Raw genomic sequence first — 21,637 nt, 5'->3', positions numbered from 1 at the left:
CCGGGCGGATGCGGCGGTCAGCTGCGGTAGCGCTCTCTTGGCGCTGAATAGCGGGCGCCGTCCGCCCCGCCGAGAATTCTCGGTAGCGTCAGTCACCGTGGACATCGCTGAAACGCCTGGTCTGACCCGTCTCGCCGAGTACACGACCCTCCGTCTCGGCGGGCCGGTGCGCCGGTTCGTCACCGCGACCTCCCCGGCCGAGCTTGTCGCTGCCGTGCGGGAGGCGGACGAGTCCGGCGAGCCAGTCCTGCTGCTCGGCGGTGGGTCGAATCTCGTCGTCGGCGATGAAGGCTTCGCGGGGACCCTCGTGCGGATCGCCAATACCGGCTGGACTCGCGACGGCGACCTCGTCGAGGCAGCCGCCGGGCAGGAGTGGGACGCGTTCGTCTCCGCGCTGGTCGAGAGCGGTCTTGGCGGGCTCGAGTGTCTCTCCGGGATCCCCGGGTCGGTCGGGGCGACGCCGATCCAGAACGTCGGGGCGTACGGCGGCGAGGTGGCCGAGTCGATCGTCTCCGTCGAGTTGTACGACCGGGCCGCGAAGGAGGTGCGGACGGTCAAGGCCGAAGAACTCGGCTTCGCCTATCGCACCAGCGTGCTCAAGGGCACCGACCGCGGCGTGGTGCTCAGCGTGCGGTTCCGGATCGACCCGAGCGGGCAGTCCGCGCCCATCCGGTACGCGGAGCTGGCGCGCACGCTGGGTGTCGAAATCGATGCGAAAGTCCCCGCCGCGCAAGCCCGCGAAGCGGTGCTCGGGCTGCGGCGCGGCAAGGGCATGGTGCTCGACCCGGCCGATCACGACACCTGGAGCGCGGGCTCGTTCTTCACCAACCCGATCGTTCCCGAAGCGGAAGCGGCGAAGGTGCTCGCGAGGATCGCGGAGTCGACCGAGGGCAGGATTCCGCAGTACCCGGCCAGCGGCGGGGTGAAGCTGTCCGCCGCGTGGCTGATCGAGCGGGCTGGGTTCGGCAAGGGTTACCCCGGACCGGGCGGGCGCGTCTCGCTGTCTACCAAGCACACTCTGGCGCTGACCAACCGCGGCCAGGCCAGCACGGAGGACCTGCTCGCGTTGGCTCGCGAGGTCCGCGACGGCGTCGAAGCCCGGTTCGGGGTGCGGCTGTATCCGGAACCACTGCTGATCAACTGTTCGCTCTGAGGACTCCCGGGGTAACCCGGGCGAGCCAATCGAGAAGCAAACCGGCAGCAACCGGGCGCCGGGTGAAACGTCTTGCGGGATGGAGAGGAATTTCCGCTTCGCAGGTAACGTCGAATCGCTTACCGGCGCTGAGGTGCGTGGGAGATGCCGGTGCGGGGGACAAGTGGAGGTAAGACCGTGATCGAGCGCCGTACGGTGTTCAAGGCCGTTCTCGCGACCGGCGCGGCGGCGCTGGCCGCCGCGTGCTCGGGCGGAAGCAACGACGGAACCGCGTCGCCGCAGGGCGGCAGCGGCGACAACGGCGGCAAGCCGGCCGCCCCGGTGGCGAAGCTCACCGCGACGCCTGCCGCCGGGGCCAAGGACGCGAGCGTGCGCGAGCCGGTGGTGGTGAAGGTCACCGAAGGCAAGCTGACCGAGGTCAAGCTGACCAACGAGGGCGGCGACGAGATCAAGGGCGAACTCGCCCCGGACGGCCTGTCCTGGACCAGTTCCGAACCGCTCGGCTACGGCAAGACCTACACCTACTCGGCCAAGGCGACCGGCACCGACCAGCGGCCCGCCGAGCTGAAGGGGTCGTTCGCCACGGTCAGCCCGGCCAAGACGGTGCGCGCCACGCTGAACCCGGGCGACGACGCCGAGGTGGGCGTCGCGATGCCGATCAGCGTGAAGTTCAACGGCGGCGCGCCGAAGGACCGGGCCGCGGTCGAGAAGGCGCTCAAGGTCAAGACCAGCAAGAACGTCGAGGGCTCGTGGGCCTGGCTGTCGCCGAACCAGGTGGACTGGCGGCCCAAGGAGTACTGGCCTGCCAACACGACCGTCGAGGTCGAGGCCAACCTGTACGGGGTGGACCTCGGCGGGGGCGTCTACGTGAAATCGGACGTCAGCACCAAGTTCAAGATCGGCCGCAACCAGGTGGTCAAGATCCACACGCCGGACCATGTGATGAAGGTCTACCGCGGCGGCGCGGAGAGCGCGAGCTACCCGTGCTCCAACGGGCTCGACTCGGACGTCCAGCGCAACACCCCGAACGGCACCTTCATCATCATGTCGAAGGAGCCGCACGCGGTGTTCGACAACGCCCGCTACGGCTACACCAACGTCAACAAGAAGTGGGCCTGCCGGTTCTCCAACCACGGCGAGTTCATCCACGAGAACCAGGACAACGCGGCCGCGATCGGCAAGACCAACAACTCGCACGGCTGCGTCAACCTGCTCGAGGCGGACGCCAAGGCCTACTTCGACTCGGCGATGATCGGCGACCCGGTCGAGGTCACCGGCTCGCGGCTGGGCAGCCCGACCAACTCCGACGTCAAGGACTGGTTCTACGACTGGCCGACCTGGAAGTCGATGTCGGCCGCGAAGTGATCCGCTAGCGGTCTGCTAACAAGTAGAAGTGAACACTGAGGTGACCGGGGCCGGCGGCGTGCGGATCGCACTGCGCGCCGAAGGCCCGGAGAACGCGCGTCCGATCGTCTTCGTGCACGGCTGGGCCCAGTCCGCCGCTGCCTGGTCCGCTCAGCTGGCCGATCCGGCGCTGAACGAGCGGTTCCGGCTCGTCGCGATGGACCTGCGCGGCCACGGCGGCTCCGCCGTCCCCGCGTCCGGCTACGACGATCCGGCGCAGTGGGCCGGCGACCTCGCCGCGGTGCTCGACTTCGCCGGTCCGGGCGCGATCGTCGTCGGCTGGTCCTACGGCGGGCTGGTGATCGCCGACTACCTGCGCGAGCACGGCACCGCACGGCTCGGCGGCATCGTGCTCGTGGGCGCGATCACCGAGATCGGCCGCAAGCGCGAGGGCGGCGCGACCGGGCCGGTCATGCGGGCCGCGCTTCCCGCCGCGCTGTCCGAAGACGCCGAGGTGGCGATCCCCGCGCTGGTCGAGTTCACCCGTGCCCAGGCCAGCCCGAAGGTGCCGGGCGCGTACGCGCAGGCGATGCTCGGCAGTTCGCTTTCGGTGCCGCCCGCGGTGCGCGGCGCGCTGTTCCGGCGGGACATCGGCAGTGGTGACGTGCTCGCCGCCGTCGACAAGCCGGCGCTCGTGGTGCACGGTTCGGCGGATGAGGTGGTGGATCCTTCGGCGGCAGAGTATTCGGCCGGGAAGATTCCGGGGGCGGTCCTGCGTTGGTTCGTTGAGGCCGGGCATCTGCCGTTCGTCGAGGAGCCGGAGGACTTCAACTCCGTGCTGCGGCGGTTCGCCGGGGACGCAGCCGAATAGCAGGAGTGACCAGGTGACCCTCAAGGGATTCATCGCTGAGCCGCGCCGGATCGCGGTCTTGTCCGTGCACACCTCCCCGCTCGAGCAGCCGGGCACCGGCGACGCCGGGGGGATGAACGTGTACGTCAGCCAGACCGCGCAGGAGATGGCGCGGCGCGGCATCGAGGTCGAGGTGTTCACGAGGGCGACCTCGTCGGAGCAGCCGCCGCTGGCCGAACTGGCTCCCGGCGTCACGGTGCGGCACGTGCCGGCCGGGCCGTTCGAGCCGCTGGCGCGCGACGAGCTGCCCGCGCAGCTGTGCGCGTTCACCTCGGGCGTGCTGCGCGCGGAGGCGTTTCACGAACCGGGCTACTACGACCTGATCCACTCGCACTACTGGCTGTCCGGACAGGTCGGCTGGCTCGCCAGGGACCGCTGGGGCGTGCCGCTCGTGCACACCGCGCACACGCTGGCCAAGGTCAAGAACGCGCTGCTCGCCGATGGCGACAAACCCGAGCCGCGGACGCGGGTGATGGGCGAGGAGCAGGTGGTCGCCGAGGCGGACTGCCTGGTCGCGAACACCCAGGTCGAGGCTCGGCAGCTGGTCGACCTCTACGGGGCCTCGCCGCACGCGGTGCACGCGGTGCCGCCGGGAGTCGACCTCGAACGGTTCACGCCCGGGTCGCAGCTGGAAGCGCGCCGCGAGCTGAACTTGTCGCCGGACGCGGTCGTGCTCGCCTTCGCCGGCCGGATCCAGCCGCTCAAGGCGCCGGACGTGCTGGTGCATGCGGCCGCGGAAATGCTGCGGCAGCGGCCGGAACTGGCTTCGCGGCTGGTGGTTCTGGTGGTCGGCGGACCGTCCGGCACCGGACTGGAGCAGCCGCAGGCGTTGCGGGAATTGGCGGTGTCGCTGGGCATCGCCGAGCAGGTGCGGTTCCTGCCGCCGCAGAGCGGATCGAAGCTGCGCACGGTGTTTCGCGCGGCCGACGTCGTCGCGGTGCCGAGCTACAACGAATCCTTCGGTTTGGTCGCGCTCGAAGCGCAGGCCTGCGGTACGCCGGTGGTGGCGGCGGAGGTCGGCGGATTGCCGGTCGCGGTGCCGCACGGGGTGTCCGGGCTGCTGGTTCCGTCGCACGGCGCGGCGGACTGGGCCGACGCGCTCGCCGCGGTCGCGCTGCGGCCGGACCGGCGGGCGGAGCTGGCGTCCAACGCGGTGCGGCACGCGCAGCGGTTTTCCTGGCGGCGCACCACGGATTCCTTGCTCGACATCTATGCTCAGGCGACCAGAGCGTTCCGGCAGGCGCTGGAACTGCGGGCGGAGGTGGCAGTGTGAGCCTTGACGCGACTATCAAGTCCACTTTGGACTCAAGTGGGCTCAAATACGACCGTCGCGGCGAAGGCCGTTATTTCGTGACGTTGCCGGGAACCAAGAAGCTGCAGACCAACTGCTGGCTCGTGGACGGCGACCACGCGTTCTCGGTGGAGGCGTTCGTCTGCCGCCGCCCGGACGAGCGGCACGAGGACGTGTACCGGTTCCTGTTGCAGCGCAACGCCCGGCTCTACGGCGTGCACTACACAGTGGACAGTCTCGGCGACATCTACCTGGTCGGCCGCTTCGGCAAGGAGACGGTGACCGAGTCCGAACTGGACAAGATCCTCGGCCAGGTGCTCGAGGCCGCCGACGGCGATTTCAACATTCTGCTGGAAATCGGCTTCGCCACGTCGATCAAGCGCGAATGGGACTGGCGGGTCTCGCGCGGGGAATCGCTGGCGAACCTGCAGGCGTTCAAACACCTCGCCGAACCCGCCGGAGGGCACGAACCGGGGTTGACCGAGTCGTAACCGATTCCGTGCAACGGGTCCGCCCGCCCGGCCCGTCTCACCGCCAACGACTGGAGGGAGACGGGAATGCGGACTCGATGGAGATGCGTGCTCGCGGGCGCCGCGCTGGTGCTGCTGGCCGGATGCAGCGGCACCAGCACGGATTCGGCGAGGTCGGCTGTCGCGCCCGCGCAGCGGCAGGAGCAGGGGGCGGCGCCGAAGCAGGGCAACGCGCAGGCGTCGGTGCCCGAGCCCGGCGCGACTGATCGCAAGCTGGCGCGCAGCGCGCGGCTGGAGCTGACCACGCCGAAGACCGACGACGTCGTCTCGCGCGCCAAGGCGATCGCGACCGGAGCGGGCGGCTACCCCGGGCAGGAGAGCGCGACGGAGGATTCCGCGTCGCTGACCCTGTCGGTGCCCGCGGAGAAACTCGACGGCGTGCTCGACCAACTCGGCGGGCTCGGCCAGGTGAAGCGGCGGGAAATCAGCGCACAGGACGTGACCGCGCAGGTGGTCGACGTGGACGCGCGGCTGGCGACTCAGCGCGCGAGCGTCGAGCGGATCCGCGCACTGCTGGCGAAGGCGCAGTCGGTGTCCGAGATCGCGTCCGTCGAAAGCGAGCTGACCAGCAGGCAGTCCACGCTCGAGTCGCTGGAGCGGCAGCAGGCGTCGCTGGCCGGCCGGGTCGCGATGGCGACCGTGTCACTGTCGGTGACGCGGCAGGAGGCTCCGGCGGCGGCCGAGTCGAGCGGTTTCCTTGCCGGACTGGCCGGGGGATGGGACGCGTTCGTCGCCTTCTGCAGCGGGCTCGTGCGGGTGCTGGGCGCGCTGCTGCCGTTCTTGCTCGCGTTCGGGATCCCGGCGGGCGCGGTGTTCTGGTGGCTGCGGCGGCGGCGCAAGGCCAGGCCAGCGGAGTGAGGGCTGGCGGAACGGCTCGAGGGAGGGGGGAGTCGCGATCTCGAGCCGTCCCGCTGCAGGTCCCGCCTTGCTGGACCCGGTGACGAGGGGGATGCCAACGGGGCCGGCGGGCCGCGGCTCGGCAGGGGGGAGACGAGCCGCGGTCACTGCCCGTGATCAGCCGGGAGTGCGTGGAATCCGGCTGAGCGGGACATGCCCAACCTGTCAGATGTCGACCAGTAATCACAAGACTACTGGTTACTCCGTTCGAGTGAACTTTACTGACGGGGATAACAGTGTGCAGCGCCTTGCACCCTTTGGCCTGCTTGTCGGCAACCCGGCTGCGTGCCGGGTGAAGGTGTTACTATCGGGTAACACACTCTGGGTAGAGGGGTGGACGCACTACTGGCAGCGCCGGCCCGCTCTGGCAGGCTGGTGGCCATGGCCGAACTTGGGACCCTGGTGCTGCTGCGGCACGGACAGAGCACGTGGAACGCGGAAAACCTGTTCACCGGCTGGGTGGACGTGCCCCTTTCGGAGACCGGCGAGCGCGAAGCCCGGCAAGGCGGGCAGCTGCTCGCCGAGGCGGGGCTGCTGCCGGACGTGGTGCACACGTCGCTGCTGCGCCGGGCGATCAGCACGGCGAACATCGCCCTCGACGCCGCCGACCGGCACTGGATCCCGGTCAAGCGCGACTGGCGGCTCAACGAGCGGCACTACGGCGCGCTGCAGGGCAAGAACAAGAAGCAGACGCTGGACGAGTTCGGCGAGGCGCAGTTCATGCTCTGGCGCCGTTCGTACGACACGCCGCCGCCCGCCATCGACCCCAAGGACGAGTTCAGCCAGACCGGCGACGCCCGGTACGCCGACCTCGGCGACCAGGCCCCGCTGACGGAATGCCTGAAGGACGTCGTGGCCCGGCTGCTGCCGTACTGGGAGTCGGCGATCGTCCCCGACCTGCGGGCGGGCCGCACCGTGCTGGTGGCCGCGCACGGCAACTCGCTGCGCGCACTGGTGAAGCACCTCGACGGAATCTCCGACGACGCCATCGCCGCGCTGAACATCCCGACCGGCATCCCGCTGCGCTACGACCTGACCGAGGACCTGAAGCCGGTCAAGGCAGGCGGCGAGTACCTGGACCCGGAGGCGGCGAAGGAAGCCGCCGCCGCGGTGGCGAACCAGGGCCGCTGAGGCCGATTGTGCTGTCGTGAGCGGCGTTGCCGGTGAGAACCGGCAACGCCGCTCACGAGCCGTCGCCGGAGATCGCCCTCATCCCGGACACCTTCCACTCGGTGCCCTGCCGGACGAGGTCGAGGTGGACCGGCAGCCGGTTTTCGCCGGAATTCTGGCCGCCGGTCGTCGTCACCAGTGCGGACAGCACGGCCGACGCCTTTGTCCCGTCCGGGCTGAGCTCGGTCAGCGCGGCCGTCGAATCCGGGCCGTAGGCCGCCTTCTTCCCCGTCTTCCGGATGCTGGCCACCGTCTCCTGGCGGCTCGCCCGGAATTGCGACAGCAGCGGCTCAGCGGAGACCTTTTCCCAGCTCTCGTAGTTGCCGTCGATGTTCTGCGGGTCGATGGTCATCAGGATCCCGCCGTCCCGGACGGCGGCGTCGACCGCGGCGTCGCGGGTCGCGGCCAGGCCTTTCGCCGCGCTCGGGGCGGCGGTGAGCTGCCCGCGCGGGTCGAAGTTCAAATCCCGCAGCTGCCAGTGCCCGTTCGCCTTGCCCGCGGTGACCAGGATGAGCGCGACGCTCTGGTTTTTGGCTCCGTCGGGGCGCTTGCTGTGCTGCGCGGCCACCACCAGCATCCGCGCGTGCTCCGGCGTCAGCTCGGCCAGCCCGGTTTCGAGCACCTGCGTCCGCGTGGTCACCGGTTCGGTGCGGACCTCGGCGAAGGTTTTGTCGAACTGCGCACGGGCCGCGCCGGCGAGGTACTCCTGCTCGGTTTTCGCGACCTCGTCCGGCTTCGTGGAGTCGTAGCTGAACGCCGTTTCCACGGCCTTTTTGACTCCGGCCACCGCGTCGCTGGTCGCGTTGGCGTCCACATAGGCCGCATTCGCCGGTGCGGGAGCAGGAGAAGGCGCGGGTTGCGGGGACGCGGCGCATCCCGCGGCGAGCAAGGCCGCGGCGAGAACAGCGCGCCTCACAGCAGACCCGCCTCCCGCGCGAGAGCACCCGCTTGGAACCGCGACGTCGCACCCAGTACATCCATCAATTCGGCCACTCGCCGACGGTACGTCCGCAGCCCGACGCCCATCGCCCGGCCGCCTTTTCGTCGGTGGAACCGGAAGACAGCAGTTCCAGCAGCTGCGGCGTGTACTGCCGCAATTCGGCGAACCGCGTCTCGTACGCCTCCATCGCGGTCGACGAACGCCAAGCGGCCTCGAACAGCGACGAAATCCCGCGCACCAGATCCGGCGCGGTGACGACGCGGTAGCCGGGACCGGCGGCGAGGATGGCGATGCGGCCGTCGAGCAGGATCGTCTCGTTGATCTCGTGCGCGCTGATCCGGACTTCCGCGCCGAAGCGGCGCAGCGCACGCAGGTGTTCGGAGCCGGCCGGGTCGAGCAGCACGCGCGACAGGTAGACCTTGCGGACCCGCAGCTTCGGCCGCGCGGGCAGCTCCCGGGCGAATTTCTGCATCGCGGAAAAGGTGTGCGGATCGTTCGCGGCGCAGGCGAACTCGTCGGCTCCGGCGAGCAGGTGTCCGGCTCGTTCGACCAGTTCCCGCTCGTCGCGCACGTTCGCGATTTCCTCGGCTCGGGGCACGCCGACCAGTGTTCCCGCGTTGGCAGCTTGCTGCCAAACCCACTGCGGGCGGCGGCCGGAAAGCACGCTGAAGACATGACCGGAACGACCCTTCCCGCCGCTGCCGCGGGCACCTGGCAGCTCGGCTCCCGCACCGTCAACCGGCTGGGCTTCGGCTCGATGCGGCTCGGCGGTTCGCTCGACCCGAACGCGCCGATCGACGCCGACCGCGCGATTTCCGTGCTGCGCCGGGCCGTGGAGCTGGGTGTGAACCACTTCGACACCGCCGCGTTCTACTTCGGAACCACCTGGTCGGCGAACGCGTTGATCAAGGCCGCCCTCGCGCCGTACGACGATGACCTCGTGCTGACCACCAAGGTCGGCCCGTCGCGCGACGAGTCCGGCCAGTTCCGGCCGTTCGCCCGTCCCGACGAACTGCGCGGCCAGGTCGAGCAGAACCTCCGCGAACTCGGCCGCGACCGGATCGACGTCGTGAACCTGCGCATCGGCACCGGCCTCGAGCGCGGCACCGGCTCGCTCGCCGAGCACTTCGGCGCGCTGGCCGACCTGCGCGCCGAGGGGCTGATCGGCGAGCTGGGGATTTCCAACGTCAGCGCCGAACATCTCGCCGAGGCGCAGGCGATCGCGCCGGTGGTCTGCGTGCAGAACCAGTACGGGCTGTCCGCCCGCCGCGAGGACGACGAACTGCTGCGGCTGTGCGGCGAACAGGGCGTGGCTTTCGTGCCGTTCTTCGCGGTCGCGAGTGGACAGTCCGACGAACGGGTCGCCGAGGTCGCGCGCCGGCACGGCGTGACGGACGCGCAGGTGCGGCTGGCGTGGACGCTCGCGCAAGGTCCGCACGTGCTGGCGATCCCGGGCACCAGTGACCCCGCCCACCTGGAGCAGAACGTCGCCGCGGCGGCGCTGAAGCTGTCCGACGAGGACCTCGAAACCCTCGAAGCGAACTGAACGCGGACCCGATCGTTTTGGCCGAAACATCTCGATCGGGTGAACGGGGTCTGACCCCGAGGCGAATATGTACCCCTCAGGTGTCACTCGCCTCACGACAGGGCTTCCAGGACTAGGCCGGAAGGCTACCGGGATGCTTACGATTCCCCCGTGACCACGCCTGTTGTCCTGCTGACGGCCATCGGCGCTCTTGTCGTCGGCGCGGTCGCCGGGTTCCTCGCGGCCAAGGTGCGGGCCCGGCGCGAGGCGGCCCGGCCCACCGGCCCGACCGTCGCGGAGCTGCTGGAACGGCTGATCCGCTCCTCGAACAACGGCGTCATCGTGCTCAACCGGTTCGGCGACCTGGTGCTGCACAACCCGCGGGCGTACGAACTCGGTCTCGTCCGGGTGAACCAGGCCGATCCGCGGGCGCGCAAGGCCGCGGAGCAGGTGGTCGAGACCGACGAGCCGATGGAGGTCGACCTCTCGCCGCTGGAAAGCCGCGGCCGCCGCCAGCCGGAGGCGGTGCTCGGCGAGGTCCGGCCGCTGGGCGACGGATTCACCGTCGTCGAGGCCGTCGACCACTCCGAGGCCATCCGGCTGGAGGCGGTCCGCCGCGACTTCGTCGCGAACGTCAGCCACGAGCTGAAGACCCCGGTCGGCGCGATCGCGCTGCTCACCGAGGCCGTGCTGGACGCCGCGGAGGACGTCGAGGAGGTCCGCCGCTTCGGCGGCAAGATCCTGCGCGAGTCCACCCGGCTCGGCCAGCTGGTCACCGAACTGATCGCGCTGTCTCGCCTCCAAGGCGCCGAACGGCTGCCCGACCTCAACGTGGTCGAGGTCGACGCCGTCGTGCGCGAGGCGCTCGGGCGCACCACGCTGTCCGCGGAGTCCGCCGACATCACCATCACCACCGACGCGCCGAGCGGCCTGCTCATCGAGGGCGACCGGACGCTGCTGGTCACCGCGCTGTCGAACCTGCTGGAGAACGCCGTCGCGTACTCGTCGGCGGGCAGCCCGGTGTCGATCTCGCGCCGGCTCGCCGACGGCATGGTCGAAATCGCGGTGACCGACCGCGGCATCGGCATCGCCGAGGACGAGCAGCAGCGCGTGTTCGAGCGCTTCTACCGCGCGGACAAGGCGCGGTCGCGCGCCACCGGCGGCACCGGACTCGGACTGGCGATCGTGAAGCACGTCGCGGCCAACCACGGCGGTTCGGTCGGCCTGTGGAGCCGTCCGGGCACCGGGTCGACGTTCACCCTGCGCATCCCCGCGCACGTGCGCACCGAACCCGCCGACACCGCACGCAAGGCCGCGCCCGCGCGGCCGGACAAGACCCCCGAGCGGACACCCCGGCTCGTGGCAACCGGGCAGGAAATCTCCAGCCCAGACCATGGAGGAAACCTGTGACGAGGGTTCTCATAGTCGAGGACGAAGAGTCCTTCGCCGACCCGCTCGCCTTCTTGCTGCGCAAGGAGGGCTTCACCGCGGCGGTCGCGGTGACCGGCCAGCAGGCGCTGGAGGAGTTCGACCGCAACGGCGCCGACATCGTGCTGCTCGACCTGATGCTGCCCGGGATGAGCGGCACCGACGTGTGCAAGCAGCTGCGGCAGCGTTCCGCGGTGCCGGTGATCATGGTGACCGCGCGCGACAGCGAGATCGACAAGGTCGTCGGGCTGGAACTCGGCGCCGACGACTACGTGACCAAGCCCTACTCCGCCCGCGAGCTGATCGCCCGGGTGCGCGCGGTGCTGCGCCGCGGCGGCGAGCCGGGCAGCGACGGCGAACTCGCGCCGCTGGTGCTGTCGGCCGGACCGGTGCGGATGGACGTCGAACGGCACGTGGTGACTGTGGACGGCGGCGAGGTTTCGTTGCCGCTCAAGGAGTTCGACCTGCTGGAGTACCTGCTGCGCAACGTCGGCCGGGTGCTCACCCGCGGCCAGCTGATCGACCGGGTGTGGGGCGCGGACTACGTCGGCGACACCAAGACCCTCGACGTCCACGTGAAGCGGCTCCGCTCGAAGATCGAGCCGGACCCGGGTTCGCCGCGGCACCTGGTGACCGTGCGCGGGCTCGGCTACAAGTTCGAGACCTGAGCAGCGGTTCGGTCCGGGAAGGACTCCTTGCGGGAAGCTGACGCCCGCGAGGAGTCCTTCCCGGCTTTTGTCCGGGTTTCAGCGCACACCGTGCCGGTTCGCGCACGCTGAGTCGATGTGGATCCGAGTGGAGTTGGTTACAGTTTCGAGACCTGGCACTGGGACCGGTACGCTGAATCCTCGTGCGCCTAGGGGTACTCGACGTCGGTTCCAACACCGTCCACTTGCTCGTGGTCGACGCCCACCGTGGCGCCCACCCGACCCCGATGCACTCCGAGAAGACGATGCTGCGGCTGGCCGAACAGCTCACCGGGTCCGGCGAACTGAGCCGCCCCGGCGAGGACGGCCTGGTCCGGGCGGTCGAATCGGCCAAGGCCGCGGCCGCGCGGCTCGGCTGCGAGGACGTGCTGGCGTTCGCGACGTCCGCGGTGCGCGAGGCGAAGAACTCGGCGAAGGTGCTCGCCAGGGTGAGCGCCGAGACCGGCGTCGACCTGCGCGTGCTGTCCGGGGAGGACGAGGCGCGGCTCACCTTCCTCGCGGTGCGCCGGTGGTACGGCTGGTCGGCCGGGAAACTGCTGGTGCTGGACATCGGCGGCGGGTCGTTCGAGGTCGCGATGGGCCGCGACGAGGAACCCGAACTCGCCGAATCGCTTCCGCTCGGAGCCGGGCGCACCACCCGCACCCGCTTCCGCCACGACCCGCCGACGCGGTCCGAGGTCGTCGCGACGTCGGCCTGGCTCGAGGACCAGCTCGCCGGGCTCGCGAAGAAGGTCGCCGCGCAGGGGCTGCCGGACCGGGTCGTGGCCACGTCCAAGACGTTCCGCTCGCTCGCCCGGCTGACCGGGGCGGCCCCCTCGGCGGCGGGCCCGCGCGTGCGCCGTACGCTCACCGACACCGCCCTTCGCCAGCTCATCGCCTTCATTTCGCGGATGACCGCCGCGGATCTGGCCCAGCTGGAAGGCGTCAGCGCGAGCCGGTCGCATCAGCTCGTGGCGGGCGCGCTGGTGGCGCAGGCCGCGATGCGGGCACTCTCCCTCACGGAGTTGGAGATTTGCCCCTGGGCGCTGCGAGAGGGTGTCATCCTGCGGCGGTTGGACCACGCCAACGGTGCGGACGAAGCCGGAACCGCGGTCGCTGGCGTTTCGGCGAGTGGGGAGGACCGGTGACAGCAGCGGACTGGACTTGCCCGACGAAGACCAGGCACGGTGAAGAGGTGACGGACATGCACTGCACGGTGTCGATCGCGCGCGGCTCCGGAGGCAGGTGTGCCCGAGTGACCACAACCAACCCCGAGCGCGCTTTGGACAGCACGGTATGACGGACCAGACCGGCGGCGACCAGCCCCAGAAGACCGTGGCCGAACTGCTCGCCCAGCACGGGCAGCAGGTCGACGGCGGACGGCGACGCAGGCGCAGGGCGGCCGATGACGAAGACGAGGCCGCCCCGCGGCGCTCGGGCCTCACCGACACCGGGCCACAGGCGATCATCGACCGCGTGGCGTCCGAGGGCGGCACCCCGCCGCCGCCTTCGCGACCGCCGGGCGGCCGCCGTCGTCCGGACGCGGGCCCGCGTCCCGCCCCGCAGGAATCGGGCCAGTACCCGCGTCCGGGGCAGCAGCCGTCGGGGCAGTACCCGGCGCCGCAGGAGACCGGGCCGCCGCCGGTGAACGGCCAGCCGTCCGGGCAGTACCCGGTGAACGGCCAGCAGGACTCGGCGTACGTGCGCCCGCCTGCTCCGCCGCAGGAATCCGGGCAGTACCCGCGCCCGGCCAACGGACAGCAGGATTCGGCCTACGTGCGTCCGCCGGCGCCGCCGCAGGAATCGGGCCAGTTCGCCCGTCCCGCGCCGCCCGCGGCCGGTCCGCAGGGCACCGGCTACCTGCGTCCCGCCGCGCCGCAGGAATCCGGGCAGTACCCGCGCCCGGCCAACGGCCAGCAGGATTCGGCCTACGTGCGCCCGCCCGCCCCGCCGCAGGAATCCGGGCAGATGCCGGTGCCGCCGCGCGGCCGTCCGCCGCGTCCGCAGGCCGCCGACGAGGAGACCCGCGGCGCGGTGCCGCCGGTCCGCCGCCGTCCGGCCCCGCAGGCTCCGCCGCCCCCGCCCGAAGGCGGTTTGGCGGCCCGGCTCGACGGTCTCGACGGCGACGCCCCGGAACCGCCCGCGACGCCGATGGCGAGCGGCGCGTTCCCGGCTCCCGGAGCCCCGGCCGCTCCTCCCGGCCGGCCGCGGCGTGCTCCGGCCCGCCGTCCGGCCCCGAAGCAGGAGCCGCACACCGAGCAGTTCGACGCGATCGACGGCCCGCCCGCCGAGCCCGTCGCCGAGGACGCGCCGCCCGCGGGGCTGGCCGGCTGGCGGAAGCGGCGGCAGGCGGAGCAGCTGGAGGACACCGAGGTCGGCATGATGCCGGCCGTCCCGCCCGCCGGCGCGGAACCCGCGCCGGCTGAGGATTACGTCGAAGACGACTACGTCGACGACGGTTACGAGGACGAATACCCGCCCGCCGCCGCGGATTACGACGCGGGCCCGCCGACCGCGGGCTACCCGGCCCCGATGCCGTTCGCGCCGGGCGGCAAAGAGCCGGTCGAGGACGATCTCGCCGAGTACGAGCGCGAGTTCGCCGAGCCGTCCGGCTACCCCGAGAGCCAGCCGGACTTCGAGGGCGACGACGGCTACGGGTACGAGCAGGCCGAAGGCTACGAGCACGCCGAGGGCTACGCCGAAGGCGACGAGTACGACGACTACCCCGAGGAAGCCGTCGCCGAGGACGCTCCGGAGGCCGAAGCCGAGCCGGAACCCGCGGTGTCCGCGGGCAAGCAGTGGCTGACCCTGGCCGGGCAGCTGGCGCTGGGCGTCGTCGGCGGCGCCGCCGTGTGGCTCGGCTTCAACTGGCTGTGGGTCAACCTCGCGCCCGCCGCGCTCGTGGGAGCGCTGCTGGTGATCGTCGCGCTGGTCTGGATCGTGCGGAAGATCCGCCGCGCCGAGGACCTGCAGACGACGCTGCTGGCGATTCTCGTCGGCCTGGTGGTGACGGTGTCGCCCGCGGCGCTGTTGCTGGTGGCCAAGTAGCGGGTCGCCGAGGACGCTGGGGCAGGATGGGCGCGTGAGTGAGAGCGCGCCCGTCCCCGTGGGCCTGAGCACCGCCTCGGTGTGGCCGCTGCGCGCGGGCGCGGCGTTCGAGCTGGCCGCGGATCTCGGCTACGACGGCGTCGAGGTCATGGTGTGGGCCGACCCGATCAGCCAGGACGTCTCGGCGATCCGGCGCTGGTCGCGGCGCACCGGGATGCCGGTGCTGTCGATCCATTCGCCCTCGCTGCTGATCACGCAGCGGATCTGGTCGCCGGACCCGGAGGTGCGGCTGCGCCGGTCCGTGGACGCCGCGCTGGAACTCGGCGCGCGCACGGTCGTGGTGCATCCGCCGTTTCGCTGGCAGCGCCGCTACGGCGACGCGTTCGGCGATCTGGTGGAGGAGCTGGAGGACGCCAGCGGGATCCACGTGGCGGTGGAGAACATGTTCAAGGTCCGCCCGCCCGGCGGTTCGCGGGACGCGCGGGTGTCGGCGTTCCGGCCGTCGATCGACCCCACCGACGTCGGATTCCGGCACTACACCTTGGATCTGTCGCATTCGGCCGCGGCGAGGATGGACGCGCTGGCGCTGGCCGACCGGATGGGGGCGGGGTTGAGCCACGTCCATTTGGCGGACGGGACGGGGATTCCGAAGGACGAGCACTTGATTCCGGGGCATGGCGGGCAGCCGTGCGCGGAGTTGCTGGAGAAGCTGGTCAGCGACGGCTTTTCCGGGCAGGTGGTGCTGGAGGTGAACACCCGGCACGCGCCGGGTGCGGCGGCGCGGGCGCGGGCGCTGGCGGAGGCGTTGCTGTTCGCCCGGTTGCACCTGGGGCAGTGATCCGCGGGTGATCTTGCTCGGCTGTCCGGGCGGTCCCTGCCCGGCTCGGCTCGCAAAGGCGGCCGCGCACCGTAAAGTGCGGGCGTGACCTCGTTGCCATCGCCGTCTGCAGATTTCGCCGGACCCGGTTCCACGCGCCGTATCGCCGTGGCCGGTTGTCCGTGAGCGCGGCCGACGACACCGCGACCGCCTTCGACGCGGCCACCGCAGTCCGGTCGCTCGGGGATGGCACGTTCACCGCGACGTTGCGCGCGGAATGGGCGATCGGGGTCCATCCGCACGGCGGGTTTCTGGTGGCGCTGCTGGCGAAAACCGCCGCCGCCGCGTTGCACGAACGCGGGGACGCGACGGTCGATCCGCTCGCGGTGAGCACCGAATTCCTGCACGCGCCCGCGCTTGGGCCAGTGTTGCTGCGCGCCGATGTGCGCAAGGTCGGCCGCCGGGTTTCGGTGGTGGCGGTGTCGCTCGAACAGCGCGGGCGGGCTTGCGTCGAGGCGAGGGTCACGGTCGGCCGGTTGCCGATGCGCCGTTCCGAATGGACGGACCTGCCGCAGATGCCCGCCGAACCGCCGCCGAGCGCGCCGCAGCTCGGCAAGGACACTCCGGAAGGCCCGTTCCACCTGTCCGCCGCCTGCGACGTGCGGCTGGACCCGGCGACCGCGGGATTCCTGTCCGGACGCACCGGCGACCCGCCCCGGCTGCGGATGTGGGCGCGTCCGCGCACCGGCCAGCCCGACGTGTACTTCGCGCTGCTGGCCGGCGACCTCAACCCGCCGGTGGTGGCGAACCTCGGCAGGCACGGCTGGGCCCCGACCGTCCAGCTGACCTCGCTGCTGCGCACCCGCCCGGCCCCGGGCTGGCTGCGGATCCTCGTCGAATCGCGCTCGGTGCACGAGCCGTGGTTCGACTCGGACGCGACCGTCGTGGACGCACAGGGCCGCCTCGTCGCGCAGGTGCGGCAGCTGGCGCTCGCCCCGGCACCGGGCGGCTGAGCCGGGTTTGGCACGCTGAAGCACATGAGTGTGATCGCGGTGCTGGGTGCGGGAAAGATCGGCGAAGCCCTGCTGTCGGGCCTGCTCAACGGCGGCCACGAGCCAGGCGACCTGCTCTTCACCGAACGGTACGAAGAGCGGGCGCGCGAGCTGGAGACGCGCTACCCGGGCATGAAAGCGGCGACTGTCGCGGACGCGGCCCGGCGGGCGGACATCCTCGTGGTCGCGGTGAAGCCGCAGGACATCGAGCCGGTGCTGGACGAGCTGGCCCCGCTGCTCGGCACGGGGTCGCTGGTCGTCTCGCTGTGCGCGGGACTGCCGACGACGCTGTACGAACGCCGGCTCGCCGAGGGCGTCCCGGTCGTCCGCGTGATGCCGAACACCCCGATGCTGGTCGGCGAGGCGATGAGTGCGATCTCACCCGGCAAGCACGCGACCGCGGAGCATCTCGCGACGGTCAGGGAGCTGCTGTCGCACGTCGGACAGGTCGTCGAGGTGCCGGAGCGGCAGCAGGACGCGGTCACCGCGCTGTCCGGATCCGGTCCGGCGTACTTCTTCTACCTGGTCGAGGCCATGATCGACGCGGGCATCCTGCTCGGGCTGCCGCGGGCGCTGGCCGGGCAGCTGATCATCCAGTCGGCGGTCGGCGCGGCGAAGATGCTGGCCGAGGGCCAGGACCACCCGGTGCTGCTGCGCGAGGCGGTCACGTCCCCGGCCGGGACGACGATCAACGCGATCCGCGAGCTGGAGAAGCACGGCGTCCGCGCGGCGCTGCTCGACGCGATCGAGGCCGCCCGCGACCGTTCGGAGGAGCTGGGCCGAGCCCACGAGAACTGAGCGCTCGGCGGGCCGATTCCGGCAAACCGGACTCTGCTGGGCCGTCTGGGCTACGTGAAGCCCCAGGTGAGGGCCCATCCTGGTGACAGGCGTCGCACGAGTCCCACCTGTCCCGCTACCCTCGGAAGAGCACGTGCGTGTCGATACCACAGGTGGGGAAGCCTCGTGGCGCGACACGTGTCGAAGGACGCGGTAAACATGTCGCCGAACAAGAGGGAGGATTTGCCCGCCGTAGGGCAGGTCCAGTTTTTGACAGTCGCCGAAGTGGCCACGCTGATGCGGGTCTCGAAGATGACCGTGTACCGCCTGGTGCATTCGGGGGAACTTCCCGCGGTCAGAGTCGGGAAGTCCTTCCGGGTGCCGGAAAAAGCGGTGCACGAGTATCTGCAGGGTGCTTACTTCGACGTCGGGTGAGGGCTCCGCGCGGCTCCGCCGCTCCGGTGAGAGCGGTGGCGGGGCGGGGCCCGGGAGGTCGCCGGGCATGCGTCAAACCATGCCCGCCGACCGGCCCGCGCCGGGACGCTAGTAGCCTGGTAAACCGCTCGTGCCTGTGCGCTCCACCCGTTGGACGCTGCGCCGGGCAGCGTGACCGACGACCATAGAGGAGCGCCCATGGGTTCCGTGATCAAGAAGCGCCGCAAGCGCATGTCGAAGAAGAAGCACCGCAAGCTGCTGCGTCGCACGCGAGTGCAGCGGCGCAAGGCCGGCAAGTGAGCCGTCCGCGCGGTTGAGGTTTCGTGGCCCGTCCAGTCTCTGGACGGGCCACACTCATGTTCGGCCTTTTCTACGCCCGATCGAGTGAGGCGCGGATCGCAATCCGGGCACCGCTGTTAAAACCAGGTAAGCCCTGGTCAGAAGCCCGCTCTCGGCCGGTAACATGGCAGGCGCATCAGCGCGATGCTTCCAGCGAGTGCAGGTTCGCGCACCCCGAGTGATCACTCCGTCTTGCACACTGCTGCCGATCAGGGAGTTCCATGGCCTCGAACATCGTGCTCGTCACCGGGGTCGCCGGCGACCTTGGCGGGAAGCTGCTCGCCAGGCTCGGCGCGCATCCGGATCTCGAGCGGGTGATCGGCGTCGACACCGCCCCGCCCGCCAAGGACATCCAGAAGCGGATGGGCCGCGCCGAGTTCGTCCGCGCCGACATCCGCAATCCGCTCATCGCGAAGGTGATCAGCAGCGCCGAGGTGGACACCGTCGTGCACACCTCGTGCACCGCGCATCCGGCCGGGCCGAGCCGGCGCGCGGCGGTCAAGGAAGTCAACGTCATCGGCACCATGCGGCTGCTCGCCGCGTGCCAGCGCGCGCCGAAGGTGCGCAAGCTCGTCGTGAAGTCCAGCGCCGCGGTGTACGGCGCGGGCGCGCGGTCGCAGGCGGTGTTCACCGAGGATTCGGAGCTGATCCCGCCGTCGTCCAGCGGCTACGCGAAGGACGCGGTCGAGATGGAGGGCTACGTGCGCGGCCTCGCCCGCCGCCGCCCGGACCTGACGATCACCCTGCTGCGGTTCGCGAACATCATCGGCCCCGAGGTCGACACCGTGCTGGCCCGGTACTTCTCGCTGCCGGTCGTGCCGACGGTTTTCGGGTACGACTCCCGGCTGCAGCTGCTGCACGGCTCAGACGCGCTGTCGGTGCTCGAAATGGCCACGCTGGAAGACCGGCCGGGCGTGTTCAACGTCGCCTCCGAGGGCGTGCTCACGCTGTCGCAGGCGATCCGCCGGGCGGGCCGGGTCGGGCTGCCGATGCCGCGTGCGGTGGTGCCGTCGGTCGGCAAGCTGCTGCGCGGCGCGCGGGTGGTCGATTTCTCGCCCGACCAGGTGCGGCTGCTGAACTTCGGCCGCGCGGTCGACATCACGAAGCTCAAGAAGGAATTCGGGTACACGCCCCGCTGGACCACCCGCGAGGCGTTCGACGATTACGTGGCCGGCGCAGGTCTGCGTCCGGTGCTCGACGGCGGCGCGCTGGCCGGGCTGGCCGGCAAGGTGCTCGAGGCCGCCGCCACCGGGCAGGCGCGCCGATGAGCCACGCGACGAGGGTCGGAAGCGAGGCGAATCCCGTGAACACCGCTGCTGAGGCACAGGTCATTCCGCTGCACGGACCCGGCCGGGAGAAACCCGCGGAGACGCCGGAGCGGACCGAGGAGCGCGTGGACGCGCCGGTCGTCGAGTTCCCGGCGCAGCCGTCCGGTCCGGTGCGCGAGCCCGCGCCCGATCCGCTGTCGGAGTCGGTGCGCGGCGCGCTCACCTTCCTGCGCCATCGGCTCACCGGCGACTACGAGGTGGACGAGTTCGGCTTCGACGCCGAACTCACCGAGACGCTGGTGCTGCCGCCGCTGCGCGCGCTGTACGAGAAGTGGTTCCGCGTCGACACGTTCGGCGTCGAGAACCTGCCCAGGGCGGGCGGCGCGCTGCTGGTGTCCAACCACTCCGGCACCTTGCCGCTCGACGCGCTGATGACCGCGGTCGCGGTGCACGACGAGACCGGCGGACGGCACCTGCGCGGCCTCGGCGCGGACCTGGTGTTCAAGCTGCCGCTGGTGGGGTCGTTTGCCCGCAAGTCCGGGCAGACGCTGGCCTGCAACGCCGACGCCGAACGGCTGCTGGCCAACGGCGAGCTGGTCGGCGTGTGGCCGGAAGGGTTCAAGGGCGTCGGGAAGCCGTTCTCCGCGCGGTACAAGCTGCAGCGCTTCGGCCGCGGCGGGTTCGTGTCCGCGGCGATGCGCGCGGGCGTGCCGATCATCCCGGTGTCGGTGGTCGGGGCCGAGGAGACGTACCCGAAGATCGGCGAGCTGAAGGTGCTGGCGCGGCTGTTCGGGCTGCCGTACTTCCCGGTCACGCCGTTCTTCCCGCTGCTGGGCCCGCTCGGCGCGGTGCCGCTGCCGACGAAGTGGTCCATCGAGTTCGGCGAGCCGATCCGCACCGACGACTACGGCCCGGACGCGGTCGACGATCCGATGCTGGTCTTCACGCTCACCGACCAGGTGCGCGAGTCGATCCAGCACTCGCTGTACCGGCGGCTTTCCCAGCGGCGCAGCGTTTTCCGCGGCTGAGTTTCCGCCGGGCAGGTGCTGGACTGTTCCGCCTTCAGCGGCGGCGGTACGCCATCCCCGCGGCGACCGCCCCCGCGACCGCGCCCGCGCCGAGCACCGACGGGACTCCGATGCGGGCGGCTTTGCGGCCGGTGCGGAAGTCGCGGATTTCCCAGCCGCGGGCGCGGGCGACGTCGCGCAGGCCGCTGTCCGGGTTGACCGCGACCGCGGTGCCGACGACCGACAGCATCGGGACGTCGTTCTGCGAATCCGAATAAGCCGTGCAGCGCTTGAGGTTCAGGCCTTCCCGCGAGGCGAGCGCGCGGACCGCGTGTGCCTTCGCGCGGCCGTGCAGCATGTCGCCGACCAACCGTCCGGTGTAGACGCCGTCCTTGGTTTCCGCGACCGTGCCGAGCGCGCCGGTGAGGCCGAGGCGACGCGAGATGATCGCGGCGAGTTCGATCGGCGTCGCGGTGACGAGCCACACCCGCTGGCCCGCGTCGAGGTGCATCTGCGCGAGCGCGCGGGTGCCGGACCAGATCTTGTCCGCCATCAGCTCGTCGTAGATTTCCTCGCTCATCGTGGTGAGCTCCTCGACCGTGCGACCGGCCACAAAGGACAGCGCGCGCTCGCGGTGGGTCTTGATGTCGGCCTTGTTCTCGCGCCCGCCGATGCGGAACTTCACCTGGTCCCACACGAAACCGGCGAGGTCGGCCGAGGTGAAGAACTTGCGCGCGGCGAGCCCGCGGGCGAAGTAGAAGATCGAGGCGCCCATCATCATCGTGTTGTCCACGTCGAAGAAGGCGCCCGCGGTGAGGTCCGGCGGCGCGGGCGGAACCGTCGTCGCCAGCTGCGCCGAGGAGGACGCGGCCTCCGCCGACGCTTCTCCGGCGAGCGTGGCGAGCCGCTCGAGTTCCTGACTCTTATCCTTGCCACGCCAAGCTGACACGCACACCGCCTCCAGGTTCGGGCACGTCCCGGCGGACGACGCCGACCGGGTCCTGCAGGACAGGGTAGCGA

Annotated in this window: 22 protein-coding genes; 19 read left to right on the top strand and 3 right to left on the bottom strand. The window is 71.1% G+C overall.

Going from position 1 to position 21,637, the window contains the following annotated elements:
* Positions 1–97: 97 nt before the first annotated feature.
* From F9C11_RS04405 to F9C11_RS04375, 7 genes are all read left to right on the top strand, one after another.
* Positions 98–1,153 carry a UDP-N-acetylmuramate dehydrogenase gene (locus F9C11_RS04405; protein WP_409183635.1) on the top strand — a complete coding sequence of 352 codons (1,056 nt, stop codon included), beginning with the start codon at positions 98–100 and terminating at the stop codon, positions 1,151–1,153.
* 177 nt (positions 1,154–1,330) lie between these two features.
* The gene (locus F9C11_RS04400) at positions 1,331–2,518 is read left to right on the top strand and encodes an Ig-like domain-containing protein (protein WP_409183634.1); all 1,188 of its coding nucleotides are present in this window, start codon (positions 1,331–1,333) and stop codon (positions 2,516–2,518) included.
* Between the two features lie 28 nt (positions 2,519–2,546).
* Positions 2,547–3,368, top strand: a complete 822-nt coding sequence (locus F9C11_RS04395) for an alpha/beta fold hydrolase (RefSeq protein WP_409183633.1) — start codon at positions 2,547–2,549, stop codon at positions 3,366–3,368.
* A gap of 13 nt (positions 3,369–3,381) precedes the next feature.
* Positions 3,382–4,680, top strand: coding sequence for a D-inositol-3-phosphate glycosyltransferase (gene mshA, locus F9C11_RS04390; protein WP_409183632.1), 1,299 nt, complete (start codon positions 3,382–3,384; stop codon positions 4,678–4,680).
* Positions 4,677–5,189: a YbjN domain-containing protein gene (locus F9C11_RS04385; RefSeq protein WP_009071931.1), complete on the top strand. Its 513-nt coding sequence runs from the start codon at positions 4,677–4,679 to the stop codon at positions 5,187–5,189. Before mshA ends, F9C11_RS04385 begins: the two co-directional genes overlap by 4 nt.
* A gap of 66 nt (positions 5,190–5,255) precedes the next feature.
* Positions 5,256–6,086, top strand: a complete 831-nt coding sequence (locus F9C11_RS04380; RefSeq protein ID WP_409183631.1) for a DUF4349 domain-containing protein — start codon at positions 5,256–5,258, stop codon at positions 6,084–6,086.
* Positions 6,087–6,506: 420 nt separating this feature from the next.
* Positions 6,507–7,256: a phosphoglyceromutase gene (locus F9C11_RS04375; RefSeq protein ID WP_409183630.1), complete on the top strand. Its 750-nt coding sequence runs from the start codon at positions 6,507–6,509 to the stop codon at positions 7,254–7,256.
* A 52-nt stretch (positions 7,257–7,308) separates the two neighbouring features.
* On the opposite strand, the gene F9C11_RS04370 is transcribed toward F9C11_RS04375, so the two are convergent.
* Together F9C11_RS04370 and F9C11_RS04365 are read right to left on the bottom strand one after the other, a co-directional pair.
* On the bottom strand, positions 7,309–8,211 hold the full coding sequence (locus F9C11_RS04370; RefSeq protein WP_409183629.1) for a hypothetical protein: 903 nt from the start codon (positions 8,209–8,211) through the stop codon (positions 7,309–7,311).
* A 64-nt stretch (positions 8,212–8,275) separates the two neighbouring features.
* Positions 8,276–8,833: a DNA-binding response regulator gene (locus F9C11_RS04365; protein ID WP_409183628.1), complete on the bottom strand. Its 558-nt coding sequence runs from the start codon at positions 8,831–8,833 to the stop codon at positions 8,276–8,278.
* A 75-nt stretch (positions 8,834–8,908) separates the two neighbouring features.
* On the opposite strand from F9C11_RS04365, the gene F9C11_RS04360 reads away from it, so the two are divergent.
* From F9C11_RS04360 to F9C11_RS04305, 12 genes are all read left to right on the top strand, one after another.
* The gene (locus tag F9C11_RS04360; RefSeq protein WP_409183627.1) at positions 8,909–9,781 is read left to right on the top strand and encodes an aldo/keto reductase; all 873 of its coding nucleotides are present in this window, start codon (positions 8,909–8,911) and stop codon (positions 9,779–9,781) included.
* 150 nt (positions 9,782–9,931) lie between these two features.
* Complete coding sequence (locus F9C11_RS04355; RefSeq protein ID WP_409183626.1) at positions 9,932–11,170, top strand: sensor histidine kinase; 1,239 nt, start codon at positions 9,932–9,934, stop codon at positions 11,168–11,170.
* Positions 11,167–11,856, top strand: coding sequence for a response regulator transcription factor (locus tag F9C11_RS04350; RefSeq protein WP_009071942.1), 690 nt, complete (start codon positions 11,167–11,169; stop codon positions 11,854–11,856). Before F9C11_RS04355 ends, F9C11_RS04350 begins: the two co-directional genes overlap by 4 nt.
* A 182-nt stretch (positions 11,857–12,038) precedes the next feature.
* Positions 12,039–13,022 carry a hypothetical protein gene (locus tag F9C11_RS04345; RefSeq protein ID WP_409183625.1) on the top strand — a complete coding sequence of 328 codons (984 nt, stop codon included), beginning with the start codon at positions 12,039–12,041 and terminating at the stop codon, positions 13,020–13,022.
* A gap of 148 nt (positions 13,023–13,170) precedes the next feature.
* The gene (locus F9C11_RS04340) at positions 13,171–14,922 is read left to right on the top strand and encodes a hypothetical protein (RefSeq protein WP_409183624.1); all 1,752 of its coding nucleotides are present in this window, start codon (positions 13,171–13,173) and stop codon (positions 14,920–14,922) included.
* A gap of 34 nt (positions 14,923–14,956) precedes the next feature.
* Entirely contained in the window at positions 14,957–15,760 is an 804-nt protein-coding gene (locus F9C11_RS04335) for a sugar phosphate isomerase/epimerase family protein (protein WP_409183623.1), read from the top strand.
* 161 nt (positions 15,761–15,921) lie between these two features.
* Complete coding sequence (locus F9C11_RS04330; protein ID WP_409183622.1) at positions 15,922–16,752, top strand: thioesterase family protein; 831 nt, start codon at positions 15,922–15,924, stop codon at positions 16,750–16,752.
* 24 nt (positions 16,753–16,776) lie between these two features.
* On the top strand, positions 16,777–17,589 hold the full coding sequence (gene proC / locus F9C11_RS04325; protein ID WP_409183621.1) for a pyrroline-5-carboxylate reductase: 813 nt from the start codon (positions 16,777–16,779) through the stop codon (positions 17,587–17,589).
* Between the two features lie 198 nt (positions 17,590–17,787).
* Positions 17,788–18,003, top strand: coding sequence for a helix-turn-helix domain-containing protein (locus F9C11_RS04320; RefSeq protein ID WP_033291067.1), 216 nt, complete (start codon positions 17,788–17,790; stop codon positions 18,001–18,003).
* A gap of 198 nt (positions 18,004–18,201) precedes the next feature.
* Positions 18,202–18,303: a 30S ribosomal protein bS22 gene (locus tag F9C11_RS04315; RefSeq protein ID WP_007030867.1), complete on the top strand. Its 102-nt coding sequence runs from the start codon at positions 18,202–18,204 to the stop codon at positions 18,301–18,303.
* 260 nt (positions 18,304–18,563) lie between these two features.
* Entirely contained in the window at positions 18,564–19,610 is a 1,047-nt protein-coding gene (locus F9C11_RS04310) for an NAD-dependent epimerase/dehydratase family protein (protein WP_409183620.1), read from the top strand.
* Entirely contained in the window at positions 19,607–20,638 is a 1,032-nt protein-coding gene (locus F9C11_RS04305) for a lysophospholipid acyltransferase family protein (protein ID WP_409183619.1), read from the top strand. The genes F9C11_RS04310 and F9C11_RS04305 overlap by 4 nt, the downstream gene beginning before the upstream one ends.
* Before the next feature lie 34 nt (positions 20,639–20,672).
* On the opposite strand, the gene F9C11_RS04300 is transcribed toward F9C11_RS04305, so the two are convergent.
* Positions 20,673–21,581, bottom strand: coding sequence for an HAD family phosphatase (locus F9C11_RS04300; RefSeq protein WP_051729659.1), 909 nt, complete (start codon positions 21,579–21,581; stop codon positions 20,673–20,675).
* Between the last annotated feature and the right edge of the window lie 56 nt (positions 21,582–21,637).

This window comes from Amycolatopsis sp. VS8301801F10 (assembly GCF_046195355.1).
Lineage (GTDB): Bacteria > Actinomycetota > Actinomycetes > Mycobacteriales > Pseudonocardiaceae > Amycolatopsis.
The sequence above is the reverse complement of the archived record's forward strand: the minus strand, read 5'-3'. Positions and strand labels throughout refer to the sequence as shown.

Coding starts and splice junctions, on each gene's coding strand:
- F9C11_RS04380 (WP_409183631.1), top strand. CDS start 5,256: ATGCGGACTCGATGGAGATGCGTGCTCGCGGGCGCCGCGCTGGTGCTG.
- F9C11_RS04315 (WP_007030867.1), top strand. CDS start 18,202: ATGGGTTCCGTGATCAAGAAGCGCCGCAAGCGCATGTCGAAGAAGAAG.
- F9C11_RS04320 (WP_033291067.1), top strand. CDS start 17,788: ATGTCGCCGAACAAGAGGGAGGATTTGCCCGCCGTAGGGCAGGTCCAG.
- F9C11_RS04310 (WP_409183620.1), top strand. CDS start 18,564: ATGGCCTCGAACATCGTGCTCGTCACCGGGGTCGCCGGCGACCTTGGC.
- F9C11_RS04360 (WP_409183627.1), top strand. CDS start 8,909: ATGACCGGAACGACCCTTCCCGCCGCTGCCGCGGGCACCTGGCAGCTC.
- F9C11_RS04340 (WP_409183624.1), top strand. CDS start 13,171: ATGACGGACCAGACCGGCGGCGACCAGCCCCAGAAGACCGTGGCCGAA.
- F9C11_RS04375 (WP_409183630.1), top strand. CDS start 6,507: ATGGCCGAACTTGGGACCCTGGTGCTGCTGCGGCACGGACAGAGCACG.
- F9C11_RS04305 (WP_409183619.1), top strand. CDS start 19,607: ATGAGCCACGCGACGAGGGTCGGAAGCGAGGCGAATCCCGTGAACACC.
- proC (WP_409183621.1), top strand. CDS start 16,777: ATGAGTGTGATCGCGGTGCTGGGTGCGGGAAAGATCGGCGAAGCCCTG.